This is a genomic window from Roseivirga echinicomitans, from assembly GCF_001592935.1.
GTDB classification, from domain to species: domain Bacteria; phylum Bacteroidota; class Bacteroidia; order Cytophagales; family Cyclobacteriaceae; genus Roseivirga; species Roseivirga echinicomitans.
This window is the reverse complement of sequence record NZ_LRDB01000001.1, coordinates 381,093-395,026: the sequence shown is the minus strand read 5'-3', so window position 1 is coordinate 395,026 and position 13,934 is coordinate 381,093. Positions and strand designations below refer to the sequence as shown.

At 40.9% G+C, this 13,934-nt stretch carries 17 protein-coding genes; 13 read left to right on the top strand and 4 right to left on the bottom strand.

All coding sequences use genetic code 11. The features are described 5' to 3' along the window. Nucleotides 1–19: 19 nt before the first annotated feature. Nucleotides 20–613, bottom strand: coding sequence for a nitroreductase family protein (locus AWN68_RS01790; protein ID WP_068410598.1), 594 nt, complete (start codon nucleotides 611–613; stop codon nucleotides 20–22). Between the two features lie 147 nt (nucleotides 614–760). Between AWN68_RS01790 and AWN68_RS01785 the strand changes: the two genes are divergently transcribed. The 4 genes from AWN68_RS01785 to AWN68_RS01770 are packed head-to-tail and all read left to right on the top strand — an operon-like array spanning nucleotide 761 to nucleotide 4,885. Further along, entirely contained in the window at nucleotides 761–1,492 is a 732-nt protein-coding gene (locus AWN68_RS01785) for a peptidase-C39 like family protein (RefSeq protein WP_068410595.1), read from the top strand. Further along, nucleotides 1,492–2,940 carry a RimK family protein gene (locus AWN68_RS01780; protein ID WP_068410592.1) on the top strand — a complete coding sequence of 483 codons (1,449 nt, stop codon included), beginning with the start codon at nucleotides 1,492–1,494 and terminating at the stop codon, nucleotides 2,938–2,940. Before AWN68_RS01785 ends, AWN68_RS01780 begins: the two co-directional genes overlap by 1 nt. Nucleotides 2,941–2,945: 5 nt before the next feature. Continuing rightward, on the top strand, nucleotides 2,946–4,211 hold the full coding sequence (locus AWN68_RS01775) for a carboxylate-amine ligase (RefSeq protein WP_068410589.1): 1,266 nt from the start codon (nucleotides 2,946–2,948) through the stop codon (nucleotides 4,209–4,211). Further along, a complete protein-coding gene (locus AWN68_RS01770) occupies nucleotides 4,190–4,885 on the top strand; it encodes an N-formylglutamate amidohydrolase (RefSeq protein ID WP_068410585.1) in 696 nt (231 codons plus the stop codon). Before AWN68_RS01775 ends, AWN68_RS01770 begins: the two co-directional genes overlap by 22 nt. On the opposite strand, the gene AWN68_RS01765 is transcribed toward AWN68_RS01770, so the two are convergent. Next, complete coding sequence (locus tag AWN68_RS01765; RefSeq protein ID WP_068410583.1) at nucleotides 4,862–5,641, bottom strand: hypothetical protein; 780 nt, start codon at nucleotides 5,639–5,641, stop codon at nucleotides 4,862–4,864. The two genes, AWN68_RS01770 and AWN68_RS01765, sit on opposite strands and share 24 nt — an antisense overlap. 206 nt (nucleotides 5,642–5,847) lie before the next feature. After that, nucleotides 5,848–6,615, bottom strand: a complete 768-nt coding sequence (locus AWN68_RS01760; protein WP_068410580.1) for a hypothetical protein — start codon at nucleotides 6,613–6,615, stop codon at nucleotides 5,848–5,850. 233 nt (nucleotides 6,616–6,848) lie between these two features. Here AWN68_RS01760 and AWN68_RS01755 point away from each other — a divergent pair, with 233 nt between their 5' ends. The 3 genes from AWN68_RS01755 (at nucleotide 6,849) to AWN68_RS18710 (ending at nucleotide 8,872) form a co-directional block, all read left to right on the top strand. Then, nucleotides 6,849–7,640, top strand: coding sequence for a prolyl oligopeptidase family serine peptidase (locus AWN68_RS01755; RefSeq protein ID WP_068410576.1), 792 nt, complete (start codon nucleotides 6,849–6,851; stop codon nucleotides 7,638–7,640). Nucleotides 7,641–7,735: 95 nt separating this feature from the next. Next, nucleotides 7,736–8,518 (top strand): inositol monophosphatase family protein, encoded by a 783-nt coding sequence (locus AWN68_RS01750; protein WP_068410573.1) that lies wholly within the window; start codon nucleotides 7,736–7,738, stop codon nucleotides 8,516–8,518. 180 nt (nucleotides 8,519–8,698) lie between these two features. Continuing rightward, on the top strand, nucleotides 8,699–8,872 hold the full coding sequence (locus AWN68_RS18710) for a FeoB-associated Cys-rich membrane protein (RefSeq protein WP_084362722.1): 174 nt from the start codon (nucleotides 8,699–8,701) through the stop codon (nucleotides 8,870–8,872). On the opposite strand, the gene AWN68_RS01745 is transcribed toward AWN68_RS18710, so the two are convergent. Continuing rightward, complete coding sequence (locus AWN68_RS01745; protein WP_068410570.1) at nucleotides 8,869–9,891, bottom strand: SPASM domain-containing protein; 1,023 nt, start codon at nucleotides 9,889–9,891, stop codon at nucleotides 8,869–8,871. The genes AWN68_RS18710 and AWN68_RS01745 overlap by 4 nt on opposite strands. Before the next feature lie 97 nt (nucleotides 9,892–9,988). Between AWN68_RS01745 and AWN68_RS01740 the strand changes: the two genes are divergently transcribed. The 6 genes from AWN68_RS01740 to AWN68_RS19210 all read left to right on the top strand — a co-directional run bounded on the left by AWN68_RS01740 (nucleotide 9,989) and on the right by AWN68_RS19210 (nucleotide 13,882). Further along, entirely contained in the window at nucleotides 9,989–11,161 is a 1,173-nt protein-coding gene (locus tag AWN68_RS01740; RefSeq protein ID WP_068410567.1) for a lipoprotein N-acyltransferase Lnb domain-containing protein, read from the top strand. A gap of 177 nt (nucleotides 11,162–11,338) precedes the next feature. After that, a complete protein-coding gene (locus tag AWN68_RS18705) occupies nucleotides 11,339–11,503 on the top strand; it encodes a DUF1328 family protein (protein WP_084362746.1) in 165 nt (54 codons plus the stop codon). 94 nt (nucleotides 11,504–11,597) lie between these two features. Next, complete coding sequence (locus tag AWN68_RS01730; RefSeq protein ID WP_068410561.1) at nucleotides 11,598–12,020, top strand: arsenate reductase family protein; 423 nt, start codon at nucleotides 11,598–11,600, stop codon at nucleotides 12,018–12,020. 77 nt (nucleotides 12,021–12,097) lie between these two features. Beyond that, nucleotides 12,098–12,946, top strand: a complete 849-nt coding sequence (locus tag AWN68_RS01725; RefSeq protein WP_068410558.1) for a bifunctional helix-turn-helix domain-containing protein/methylated-DNA--[protein]-cysteine S-methyltransferase — start codon at nucleotides 12,098–12,100, stop codon at nucleotides 12,944–12,946. A 6-nt stretch (nucleotides 12,947–12,952) separates the two neighbouring features. Then, the gene (locus AWN68_RS01720; RefSeq protein WP_068410556.1) at nucleotides 12,953–13,663 is read left to right on the top strand and encodes a 2OG-Fe(II) oxygenase; all 711 of its coding nucleotides are present in this window, start codon (nucleotides 12,953–12,955) and stop codon (nucleotides 13,661–13,663) included. Nucleotides 13,664–13,666: 3 nt separating this feature from the next. Continuing rightward, complete coding sequence (locus AWN68_RS19210; RefSeq protein WP_068410553.1) at nucleotides 13,667–13,882, top strand: Ada metal-binding domain-containing protein; 216 nt, start codon at nucleotides 13,667–13,669, stop codon at nucleotides 13,880–13,882. Nucleotides 13,883–13,934 lie beyond the last annotated feature (52 nt).

Genomic DNA, 13,934 nt, shown 5'->3' with positions numbered 1-13,934 from the left:
CCTTGGAGGGTTGACATATTTAGCTTTCTACCCAACTCACTTTTTCTTCAATTGGTCCGCGCTTTCCTGCTGGCCATTTATCTGTTTTTAAGTTTCCTACATAGAGAAAGCCAAGTAGTTTATCTTCGGCACCCAAGCCAAAAAAGCTTTTGGCTTCTTCTTTATAAGTAATTCCACCCGAGCCCCAATAACAACCAATGCCATGTGCAGTAGCTGTTAAATACATGTTTTGCACCGCACAGGCCACAGCCGAAATTTCTTCAATTTCTGGCACCAATACATTGGGCTCGCGCTTCATGCCGATAGCAATAATATGCGAAGCCAATAATGGCTTTGTCGCCAACTTCTCAAATTTAGAGGCGTCAAAATTGCTAGCCTTGGTCGCCAATTCTTTGTATAACTCCGATTGAAAAGTAGCCAGTTTCTTCAAGCCTTCCCCTTTGAAAACCACAAAGCGCCAAGGCTCGGTAAGTTTATGGGTAGGTGCCCAATTGGCATTCTCAAGCATCTCTTTGATGATGGCGTCATCCACGGGCACTTCAGAATACATGGCTGGATATATCGACCTGCGGTTTCGGAGCAGCTTATTGGTTTCTTCTATTGAAAATTTCATATCGTTCTAACTTAAAAGTGCGGCTTAAAGGTTGTTGAGATTGCGTCTACTTGACCCCAACAACAGCGCTTTTATCTCATAAATTCCCTCCCAAAAGTGACTTTTAATTAAGCCTTCGTCAAAGGAGTATTAAAGGTAGAAAAATACATGATCGTTTTAGATAAAGCATGGTTTGGTATTGATATGCTTCCGCAGCCAACGGACTCCACTTGTGGTCCCACTTGTTTGCAAGCGGTATATCAATACTATGACGATTACAGCCCATTAACAGATGTTATTGGGGAGGTAAAAGAGCTGAAAAGTGGAGGAACGTTAGCGGTAAACTTAGGCAACCATGCATTAAAGCGCGGTTACAAAGCCACACTTTACACCTATAACCTCAACCTGTTTGATCCATCATGGTTTGAAGAAGAACAGCCGGATTTGCTTCAGAAGTTGAAACTGCAAAAGAAATATAAACCACAGCGCAGAATTCAATTTGCATCTGTGGCCTATATGAAGTTTCTGAAGCGTGGTGGAGAAATAAAATTTCAAGATTTAAGTCCTGATTTGATCAAGAAATTCCTCTTCGCGAAGCAACCAATTTTAACAGGCTTAAGTGCCACCTATTTGTATGGCAGCAAACGTGAAATTGGTGAAACGGTAACCGAATATGACGATTTGAGAGGTCTACCAGTGGGTCACTTTGTGGTACTGAATGGTTATTCTGAAGAAACGGGAATGGTGTCAATTGCCGACCCGCTAAAGAACAACCCCATGAACAACGGTGAGCAACACTACAAAGTAGAAATCCACCGCCTGATCAATGCGATTATGTTGGGCATAGTCACCTACGATGCCAATTTATTAATTATTGAACCAAGAGATAAAAACCAGTAATGTCGAAACTAATAGTTACAGAGAACCCAAAGAAATGGAATTTTAATATCCCTGGCGTAGAGGTTATTTCCGCCAGAGAATACTTTGCAAACGAAGGTTTAAGACACCTGAACAAGGTCAAGGTAATTAACCTTTGCAAATCATACCAATATCAAAGCACGGGATACTATGTGTCGCTTTTAGCGGAAGCTAGAAACCACAAAGTATTGCCAGAAGCTTCCACCATTCAAGACTTCCGCTACCCAGCCATGATCAAGGACGATGCGCAAGACTTTGATGAAGTGATTCAAAAGACCTTTAAAGGAAGTACCGAAACTAAGGTTGAACTAAGGATATATTTTGGCTTTACCGGCAGTGCCCACACGGGCAAACTCGGCCTTTTGCTCTTCAACCTTTTCCAAACGCCAATCTTAAAAGTGGTTTTTGTAAAGAAGGAAAAGTGGGCTTTGGAGCTATTGAAGCCACTCAACATTCATGACTTAAATGAAGAAGAACGCATTACTTTAAGTGAACAACTGGGTCTTTTCCTTACCAAGAAAATGGTAGTGAGAACCAGCAATCCAAGAAGAAAATTCGACTTGGCTATTTTGGTGAATCCAGAAGATGACAACCCACCATCAGATGCTAAAGCATTACAGAAGTTTGTAAAAGCTGCGGAAAAAACGGGTTTCAATACGGAAATAATTACCAAAAACGATTACGCCAGACTTACCCAGTTCGATGCGCTTTTCATAAGGGAAACCACGAACGTAAACAACCACACTTTCCGCTTTGCCAAAAAAGCAGAAGCCGAAGGCTTGGTGGTTTTTGATGACCCAATGTCGATTTTGAGATGCACCAACAAAGTGTATTTGAACGAGTTGATGACTAGCAACAAAATCCCTGTGCCGAAATCCACGATCATTTCAAAAGATAACTCAACGCCTGACACTGAGAAATTGCAGTTCCCTTTCATTCTAAAAGAACCTGATGGCGCTTTCTCAAGAGGCGTGAAAAAGGTGAAAAATGAAGTGGAATTGAAAGCGCTTTTAAAGGGCTTTTTCAAAGGGTCGGAATTACTGATTGCGCAAGAATTTATGCCAACGCCTTTCGACTGGAGAGTGGGAATTATCAATAACGAGCCGCTTTATGTGTGCCGCTATTACATGGCGCGCGACCATTGGCAAATTGTAAACTGGAAAGAAGGCGACAAGCATGTGGAGGGTAATGCCGACACCTTGGCGGTAGAGCAAGCTCCGGTGGGCTTATTACAAACGGCGTTAAAGGCTACAAAACTGATTGGTAACGGACTTTACGGAGTAGATATCAAGGAAGTGAATGGCAAATTTTATGTAATAGAAGTAAACGACAACCCGAACATTGATTCGGGTGTGGAAGATAGGGTTATCAAGAACAAGCTCTACGAACGCATCATGGAAATTATGCTGGAGCGCATAAAAATGAAATAAGAAAAATGAGCAACACGAACCGCCTGCATCTATTCGAAGCATTTGGAATAGAGCTGGAATACATGATTGTGGATATAGAAACCCTCAATGTGAAGCCAATCGCAGACGAGGTGTTCAAATCTTTGACCGGAGAATATACCGGAGAAATAAACATGGGGCCAGTAACATGGTCCAACGAATTGGCTTTGCACGTGCTAGAACTTAAATGCTCTTACCCAACCAAAGACTTGGTGCAATTGGGCGTAGATTTTCAAGAAGCCATTGAGCAAATGAATGAGCTCTTGAGCACTTTTCATGCGCGATTAATGCCAACGGCTGCGCATCCTTGGATGGATCCTGAAAATGAATCCTTCCGTTGGACGCATGACAATGGTGAAATTTATGCTGCCTACGACAGGATTTTCAACTGCAAAGGTCATGGCTGGAGCAACTTGCAAAGCACGCACATTAACTTGCCCTTTTATGACGATGAGGAGTTCTCAAAACTTCATGGCGCCATTCGTTTGATATTGCCTTTGCTGCCAGCCTTATCGGCCAGTTCGCCTATTATTGGGGGTAAGTTTACCAACTTTTTAGACAAGCGTTTGGATTACTACCAGAACAACCAAAAGATCATTCCTTCCCTTACGGGGAAGGTGATTCCGGAAGCTATTTTCTCAAAGAGGACTTACAGAAAGTACATTTACAGCCAAATTGAACAAGACATTGCTCCGCATGATCCAGATGGAATTTTAGACCCGATTTGGTTGAATTCTCGTGGTGCAATTGCTCGTTTCGATCGTGGAGCGATTGAAATCAGGATCATTGATATTCAAGAATGCCCTGCTGCGGATTTGGCCATTGCCAACTTGGTCATTGTCTTTTTGCAAATGCTTACGGAGGAAAAAATCATGACTACAGAAGTGCAGCATGAGTTTAAAACCACGGATTTACAAGCCATTTTCAAGGGAGTAATTCGGCATGGTGAAAACACTGTAATCAACGACAAGGAATATCTAAAAGCCTTTGGTTTTAACCCTTATGAGGAAGTAACCGCTGGTGATTTCTGGAGAAAAATGCTGATCAATTTACATGTGATGTATCCTGAAAGGCTTGAACCTTGGTACGAGCAAATTCATAAAATTCTAGATCAAGGCACTTTGGCCAGTAGAATTTTGGCCAGCACCAACGACAACTACGAGCACAGCAATTTAAAAATGGTGTATCGTGAATTGACTGACTGTTTGGAAAACAACCAAATGTTTGATCCATGTCTGGAAGGAGCATTCTAATTACCTGCGAACATGCAGGCAACGAATTGCCTGAGAATTATAAATATTTATTTAAAAGAGGGAAAGAGGCGTTGGAGTCGCACCGGGGTTGGGACCCTGGTGCTGCTATTCTTGCCAGCTACCTTGGAATTGAATTGGCCGCCCCTGTTTTTCTGCACCCCACTTCGCGTTTATTGGTAGAGGTGAATAGGTCTTTAAACCACCCTCATCTCTTTAGTGAATTCACGATTGACCTAGAGCCTTCGGTAAAGCAGTTTCTGCTGAATAAATACTATCGCCCTTACCGAAATGCAGTAACCGATTGGATTAAAAGAGAAACAGAGGACAAAAAGGAAGTAGCTCATTTTTCCATACACTCGTTTACGCCTGTTTGGGAAGGCAAAAAACGCCCTACCGATATCGGTATTCTCTTCGACCCCAAAAGAAGGTTGGAAAACAAGATTGCGCTGGAATTGACCGAGAAACTTCGGGGGTTAGCGCCCTTGCTTACCATCGACCTGAACGAACCCTACAAAGGTACTGACGATGGTTTTACCACCACTTTACGCAAGAAGTTTGGGGTTAAAAGTTACTCAGGCATCGAAATCGAAGTCAATCAAAAGTTCTTCTTTAATAAGGAGTTAGATTCTATTAAGTATTTGCTCAGTGAGTCACTTGCTGGCTTTGTCTTTTAGCACCTTGTCTAAATAAGGCTTCATCTCAATAATTTTAATGTCATCACGTTTGTGAAGCTCACGTAAAAACCAACCTTTATGGCCTGCACCGTAAGTTATTAAAAATCGTTTTCCCTCATTCTTGTGCTCGTTCAGTGCTTTTTCAATGTTCCAGTAATGAGCTATGTTAATGTTGTCCCAACCGCCCAAGAGCAATTCATCATTAAGAATGCGGTTATAAGCCTCGTACCGAATTTCGTTGGCAGCATCATATGCATCAGAATTAATGAAATAGGGGTCGTTTGAGTCTCCTGCGGCTTTCAATGCTTCGCTGGATTTTCTGCCAGCTGCTTGGTATTCTGCCCATCGCTCAGTCCAAGCCGTATCGGCCTGAATTTCACGCAGCCTTTTATTTCTAAAGTCATTCATGGGTTTGGTCCATCCTGCAGTAGGAATAATTTCGAAATCCATTTCTCGGGTCAAAGGAAAAACAGCATCTACATACTCAGGAAAAACACGTACCCTCGACTCCATAATGGTGTCTAGTTCATCGAACTCTTTACGTGCTACAGGGTATCGGTCAGGAGGTAATTCTGTTAGAATAAAGTCCGGGTCAATCTCACGAATAAGTTGTTTTACGACTTCAATGTTATAATTAGGGTTGGTGCTGTGTCCACCGTGGATCATCCCCATAATGATCACCTCGTTTTTGGGCAGCTCTTTTGGCTGACATGAGCAAAGTATTGAGAATACGAGAAAACTGAGAAGGTAGTTCATGGCTTGTGAATGTATTCTTGAAATTACTCATTTATTATCCTCCATATAGATTCCATTCATATAATTCAAGGCGGTAACTACTTCAAGATGTCATTTTCCTTACCAAGGAGGCTGGTGAGTTGACTAGACAAGAATCCCGAAATTTGATCATCCAAAATTGAATACAAATAGAGAAGTTATCTAGTTTCTTATGTAGGCAAAGAGGTTTAACCGCACAAGCCACCACCAAAGACAACTTTCCCGTCTTCCTTGATGGTGATGTGATTTGAATAAGACTCTTCGGAATCGGTAAACTCGAGCCTTGTACCCTTCACTTTAGTAAGTTTAACGATATCAGCATTTGGGAAGTAGATGCGTGATCTGTTGTCATAAAGAAATGCCGTGAACATAAAATAGACTTGATTGATACTGGCTCCACTAATGAAAAACTCTCCTATATCACAGCCTTCTTGATTTATCCAATGAATATAACTACCGTCAGCGAATTTAATGTCTTTAATCCAACGGTAGTAAATGTTAGGTTCAGTCCCTAGTGGCTCGTTTTCTTCCGTAACCACTCCCTCTCCTAAAGTACGCTCTAAATAATCATCTTCTCTTTCTGGTCGCTTGTTTTCAGTCAATTTCAATGGTAATCTTTTGGAAAGTTCACCGTCAAATACATAGCCTTCAACATCTCCAGCAACTATTTTAACCCAATGGCCTTTCAGGGAATAATCAATTTGATTTTGATCTGATTCGACCTGAAAGTCTCTAATGATCTTAGGGTATGAAGTATCTTTAATGAAAACCTCCGTTCCAAAAGCCAGGCTATCTAAAACTTCGGATTCCGTATTTGTTTCGGCATAAACCACTGTGCTCTTTACATTCCAAGCATAGTATTGCTCTGCGTTTGATAAAGCCTGAGCGGAAAGCTCTTGTGAAAAAATCAAACCTAGTATAAAGAAAACGTATCTACTTAGGGTAATTCTGTTCATTTAATTAAAAGCGTTCAATAAGGAATTGTTCTTCTAAAGAAGGCATTAAAATGCTTCAAACATTATAAGTTGAGCATTATTTTTCACAAAATTATACTGTATTCCAAGCCAATAGTTTCGACAGTTAAGGGGATTTCTAGGCTTGGTTGTTTTTATTCCATCGGTCCTTATTGATTTAAAAATTCTATATTTAATCAAAATAAGGTCATTTTTAGCATCTAATTTTCAAGGGTATGAAACTCAAGAACAGGTCATTTTTAGCAATTCTCTTTTTTTCAATATTTGTTCTTAGCTGTGGTGGCGGAGGAGACGATGGTCCAGACCCAATTACATGGGAAGATGTTCAATTGTCTTTCAGTCAACTCGATTTTTCGCCTGGGGTTAAAGATCATTCTATTGAGGTAGCAGCCAATGTTTTCTGGAATTTTAGGCTGGTGGTGCCAGAATTGGAGACAGGCGAAACCGCGCCATTATTTATAGACATGCATGGTGAATCGGGTGGCGCTGCCAGTGCACATCAAACTTCATACGATTGCTATTTAGAAGAAGGGTTGGAAGGCCTCAACGCATTTATGATAATACCCAATGCAGGGCAAGAACAATGGTATGATCAAAACAATCAAATTCAGATTCAAGGGTTGATTAGTTTGGCCAAAGACTACCTGTCGGTAGACCCAAATAAAGTGGTGGCCATGGGCTACAGCAATGGAGGAAATGCAACTTGGCTTTTTACTGATAACGCACCTCAATTATTCTCTGCTGGGATTGCCATGGCCAGCTCATATAGCACGCGTAACCAAGATGGCTCTTTCCGGAAAATCAATGTTCCGCTTTATGTAATACATGGCTCAGAAGATCAGTTATTCCCAATAGAAACCACTAAAGCATGGGTGGACGGGTCTATTTCCGCAGGGAGCGACATTACCTTTGTGGAGGCAACTGGGCTTGGGCATTACGAGCCGTGCAACTACGTACCTTATGTAAAGGATGCTATTACTTGGCTACAAACTACGGTTTGGAATTAAGCTGTTGACTTGTGGCTTTTGCTTGAATACTAAACAGAATTTCATAAAGTCTGCATTTTGAAACCCTTATATTTGTAGGGTTAAGAAAATAGAACATGCAGCAACTACTTCAAGATGTCATCGTGCTTGCCAAAGAAACCGGTGAATTCATTCGGCAAGAATCCAGAAAATTTGATCATTCAAAAATCGAATACAAAGGTAAAAACGACCTTGTTTCCTATGTAGACAAAGAGGCTGAAAAGCGAATTGTTGCAGGCTTGAGCAAGATTCTTCCAGGTGCTGGTTTTATTGCTGAAGAAGGTACTTCCACTAAAAAATCAGACACCTATAATTGGATTGTTGATCCGTTGGATGGCACCACCAACTTTGCACATGGCATTCCTGTCTACGCAGTGTCTATTGCTTTGATGAAACGCAATGAATTGACCATGGGTGTTGTATATGAGATCAACCGGGATGAATGTTTTCATGCCGTAAAAGGGCAAGGCGCATTCTTGAATCACTTCCCTATTACAGTTTCTCCCATAAAAACTTTGGACAAGTCATTATTGGCTACGGGCTTTCCTTATTACAACTTTGAGCAGATGTCGCAGTATTTGGTGATTCTTGATGAGTTCATGAAATCTACCCATGGCTTACGCAGAATGGGCAGTGCGGCAGTAGATTTGGCCTATACCGCTTGTGGTCGTTTCGAAGGGTTTTTCGAGTACAACTTGCAACCTTGGGATGTAGCAGCAGGGGCCTTAATTGTGAAAGAAGCAGGTGGAATGGTGAGCGATTTCAAAGGAGGCGATGACTATATTTTCGGAAGGCAAATCATTGCTGGAAACGAAGTGCAACCCGCCATGCAGCAGTTAATTCAAGAGCATTGGTTTTAAGCAATGAATGGTAAAGCTTTAGCTAAAATCAGTAAACCTGAAGTGACAAAGCCTTTTTTTTTCCTGAGGTACGAAGGATCTAGAGTTTTAATCGACTAAACGGGCTTTATTTGGAATAATTCTAAATAAAACCGAACTTCGCCAGCGAGTTTTGGGTTAACCTTTCAAAAGTTCAGCGAAATGCAAGAGTTAGTAGTGGGCATAGTGTTTTTAATAGCGGTACTCTTTATTGGGAGGCACTTTTATCATCAATATAAATCCGACAAAGGCTGTCCGAAAGGCTGTGGCTCTTGTGATATTTCTAAAGAGGTGAAGAAAATAGAGTTTAAAATGCCAGATCACCTAAAGAACTAAGCCCAAACCCTCGTTCCTTCAGAACAATTCTTACACATTTCAATTTCACTTCTCGATTTAATAAGCGACTGACGGAAACTCTGATAGGCTTTTCCTTTCCAAACTTGCTGAAAACTTTGGGCCTGCATACTGCCCAGTTGATAATGTGCATCTTTATCGAAACAGCAAGGCACTACTTTTCCGTCCCAAGTGATTACGCAGGAGTGCCACATTTTCCAACAATGGTTGAGCAATCGGTTTTTTATCTCCCATTTTCCATTCGCTTTTTGGCGGTAACGCGCATATTTTTCTATGGTTGGAATCAGTTCCGAACCGTTTTCGTAATCATAGATCTGAGCCGTTTTGAAAGCGACTTCGTCCACACCCAACGCTGTGGCTAGTTTTTGAACATCGTCTAACTGATGCTGATTTGGCTTTACCACCAAATATTGAAAAATGACATGGGGGGTTTTACTCTTCAGTTCTTTCTTCCAACGGATAATGTTTTTTGTGCCCTCAATTACCTTTTTCAGCTTCCCGCCAATTCGGTATTGCTCATAGGTTTCCTGCGTGGTGCCATCAATGGAAATAATAAGTCGATCTAAACCAGACTCAACTGTCGCCTTAGCATTTTTATCGTGGAGGTAATGGGCATTGGTCGAAGTGGCTGTATAGATTTTCTTTGTTGAAGCATACTTTACATGGTTTAAAAAGCTGGTGTTTAAGTAAGGTTCACCTTGAAAGTAGAAAATAAGATAGGTAAGCCGAGGCGCCAGTTCGTCAATGGTTTTTTGGAAAATTTCGTCTGTCAGCATTCCTGTGTCTCGAGAAAAACTGCGAATTCCGCTAGGGCATTCGGGGCAACGTAAGTTGCAAGAAGTGGTAGGTTCTAAGCTGATGCTGATTGGCATTCCCGAATGGTTTGCCCTTTTCGTGATTTTAGAAAGCCAATAACTTCCCACCAATTGGAACATATTCCACAATCGAAGGAGGGTCAGTTTTGACGCGTAATTCATCCCATCTGTGAAATTTCTGTTCATAGCGTCAAATTAGGTTGGCAAAGTTCACTTTCAAAACCCTTAAAGGTTTTTAATCAAATAAGTCTCTTTATCTTCGTACAACACAATCATATTACGAATGAAGCGGTTTGTACTTTTTTTCAGTTTACTCCTTTTTGTTTTTAGCGCGAAGGCTCAATTTCCAGCCTTGTCTGGCCAAGCTGAAATCAGTATCATCACCATTGGCCCAGGGGCAAATTTGTATGACAGCTTTGGTCACGGTGCTATTCGAATTCAAGATCCGTATTTAAGTTTTGATAGGGTCTATAACTATGGAACATTTGATTCTTTCGAAGACGGTTTCTACGTAAAGTTTGCTCAGGGTAAGTTAAACTATAAACTGTCAATTCAGGATTTCAAACGTTTTTTGGGGAATTATCAAGCCCAAAACCGCTGGGTAACCGAACAAGTTTTGAGCCTTAATCACGCTGAAAAACAGCAAATATTTGAGTTTATAGAGAACAACGCCATTCCTGAAAACGCTTACTATTTATACGATTTCTTCTATGATAACTGCGCCACCAAGTTGCGCGATGTGGTGAGCAATGTTTTAGGGGACAAACTCAAATTCAACAACGATCACCTCACAGAAGAAAAGACCTTTCGTGACCTGATTCAAGAAAACACTTTCAACTTTCCTTGGTGGGATTTTGGGATTGACATTGCCTTAGGGTCAGTCATTGATGTTAATGCCACGCCAGAAGAGCATATGTTTTTACCTGATTACATAATGAAGGCTTATGCCAATGCTACGATCACAAGAGACGGGGAAGAAGTTCCAGTAGTGAAGTCAACAAACATGCTTTTCGAATCAGATTACTATGAAACACCTCAAGAAACAATTTCACCTTGGATGATCTTTTCGTTCCTAATGATTATTGTGGTGGTTTTCACCTATAAGGATACCGCTAATAATACAAGGGCTAGGTACTTAGATTTCACCATTTTGTTCGTTACAGGTTTAGTTGGGGTAATGGTAGCCTTGCTTTGGTTTGCTACTGACCATACCGCCACGGTTAAAAACTTAAATTTACTTTGGGCATTTGCGCCTAATCTCATTGTAGCCTTTTATGTAGCCAAGAGAAGAGCTCCAGGGTGGACACGGGTATATGTTCGCTTACTCTTTATTATGCTTATAGGAATGACCTTTATTTGGGTTTTCCAGCTTCAGGTGTTTTCTATTGCTCTACTTCCAATCATGTTACTTTTGGCCGTGAGGTATGCCTTTTTATGGGTGAAGGGTTTGGCTTGATCTAATTGCATTCCTAAGTCCTTCAATTTAAACAACTTGTTGTGGAAACATCTCCACAAGCTGGGTCTTAACGTCTCATTAAATTTACTAAAAACGCTGATTATTTGGAATAAATCGGCTTGGCATAGTTTTCCCATATCTAGGGGTGAATCAATTAATCACTTAAACCCCACAGATATGTTACGTTGGACAATCACATTCTTAATTATAGCCATAGTTGCCGGTATTTTAGGCTTTGGAGGCATTGCTGCTGGCGCTGCTTCTCTAGCTAAAATTGTATTCTTCATTTTCGTGGTATTGCTTGTTGTTTCTCTATTAAGAGGAGTCACCAGTAGGCGATAGGCATTACTCTATATATAGATCATGGAGCAGTGCTGTATTTCTGTCACTGCTCCAAACTTTATCTACCCTTTAGTTCACTTTTTACCCATTCTTTATGAGACCACAGGAAAACGAAATTCTTTTTATTTTTAATGGGAGAAAAGCCCATGATGCAAAAGTGCTGGGCTATGCAAGTTCTATTCAGAAATACAAAGTGAACGAAAGGAACATTGACAAAAACCCACTGACAGAAACACAGCTGACCCAAGTAGCAAATGACATGGGTTTGCAAATTCTCGATTTAATCGATAAAACTTCGGACACTTTTTTAAATGAAATTAAGGCCCAGAATTTTTCGAATGAAGAAATGATGAAGATTGTAAAGCGTCATCCGGATATCCTTAAAACGCCAATTGCCATGCTTAACGGAACCGTGTTTTTTGTACACTCTGCCTATGATTTTGTGAACAAAGGAATCGAGATTGAAGGCGTAAAAAGCAAAAGTGGTAATTCTTCTGAAGGGCCAAGTCGCGATTAAAGAATAGAATCCCGCAAGTTTCGGGTTTTACTCATTAGGCAATTAGGCAACCTTTGTTCTAATTGAAACCCTAAATCATGAACGAACAAAGCCAAATTAATTACGAGCGGGTTGCGAAGGCCATTGATTATTTGAAGCTTAACTTCAAAGCGCAGCCTACCTTAGAAGAGCTCGCAGAAAAGGTAAACCTTAGCCCTTTTCATTTCCAGCGTATGTTTACTGAATGGGCTGGAGTAAGTCCAAAGAAATTCTTGCAATACATTAGTGTAGAACACGCCAAGCAGGTGCTCAAAGAAAAGCAATCCACTTTGTTTGATGCAGCTTATGAAACAGGCTTGTCTGGCACAGGCCGTCTCCACGATCTGTTTGTTCAGATTGAAGGAATGACCCCGGGCGAATTCAAAAATGGAGGAGAAAGCCTCACCATTAATTACAGTTTTGCCGAAAGCCCTTTCGGAAATATTTTGGTGGCTTCTACCCCAAAAGGAATTTGTTATATGGCTTTTTCAGAAAATGAAACAGCTGCCTTCAACACCTTTAAAAGCCATTTTCCCAATGCCAAGTTAAATCAGGTAGTAGATATGATGCAGCAAAATGCGCTGTACATTTTCACTCACGATTGGCAGCAACTTGATAAAATCAAATTGCACCTCAAAGGCACTGACTTCCAGCTAAAAGTCTGGAAAGCCCTTTTGAATATTCCTTTGGGCCAACTCTCAACCTATGGCAATGTGGCGGCCAAAATTGAAAAGCCGAAAGCTTCCAGGGCCGTGGGTACCGCTATAGGAAGTAACCCTGTCGCTTTTTTGATTCCTTGTCACAGGGTAATTCAAGCCACCGGAACAGTAGGTGGCTATATGTGGGGGCCAACTCGAAAAACTGCTATCATTGGTTGGGAGGCAGCAAAAATAGACACCGCAGTTTAAAAGGCCATGGAAAGTATAGAAGCAAAAATTGCAGAGACCAGCTGGTCGAATGTGACAGAAGAAATGCACTCCAAAGGCTTTGCGCTTATTCCGAATTTCATTTTAGAAAATACCTGTTCCGAATTAATTGAAAACTATAATCGACCCATTTACCGTAAAACGGTAGTGATGGAACGTTACAGGTTTGGTTTGGGGGAATACAAATACTTTAACTATCCGCTGCCATCAGTTATTCAAACCATTAGAGAAGAATTATACCCAAAACTTGCCCCTATTGCTAACCTTTGGATGAAGGTACTGAATATCGAAAAACAGTTTCCTGATTCGTTTGATGATTTACAATCACTTTGTCATAATAGCGGTCAACTTCAACCTACCCCATTAATTTTGAAATATGGAAAGGGTGGCTTTAACACACTGCATCAAGATTTGTACGGTGAAGTATATTTTCCGATTCAAGCCGTGCTGTTTTTAAACCAACCAGAGGTAGACTTTACAGGAGGAGAATTTGTGTTGACGCAACAAACACCACGTGCACAATCAAAAGCCATAGTGTTAAAGCCAAACAAAGGAGACTTACTTATTTTCACGACTAACTTTAGACCTGTGAAAGGCAGCAAGGGTTATTATCGTGTCAATATGAAACACGGAGTAAGCGAAGTACAAAGCGGAGAAAGGCATACGTTAGGGGTCATCTTTCATGATGCTATCAGTTGAAGTATGATCCAACATATTGAAATCAGCAATTCAGAATTATATGGTAAAATAAGGCAAAGAGAAATACGCTGGGCTGGCAATAGAAAACTGAAAATTTACGGCACCTTAAACTGTGGTTCTGGAAAAAGGATGAAAAAGGAAAACAGAGTATTTTTCTATTCGCTGGATGAAGCTAAATTGTATGGCTTTCGCCCCTGTGGGCATTGTATGAGAACCTAATATCAAAACTGGAAAAATGGAATTGTTCAGTAGAGAAATAGACGAAACCAAG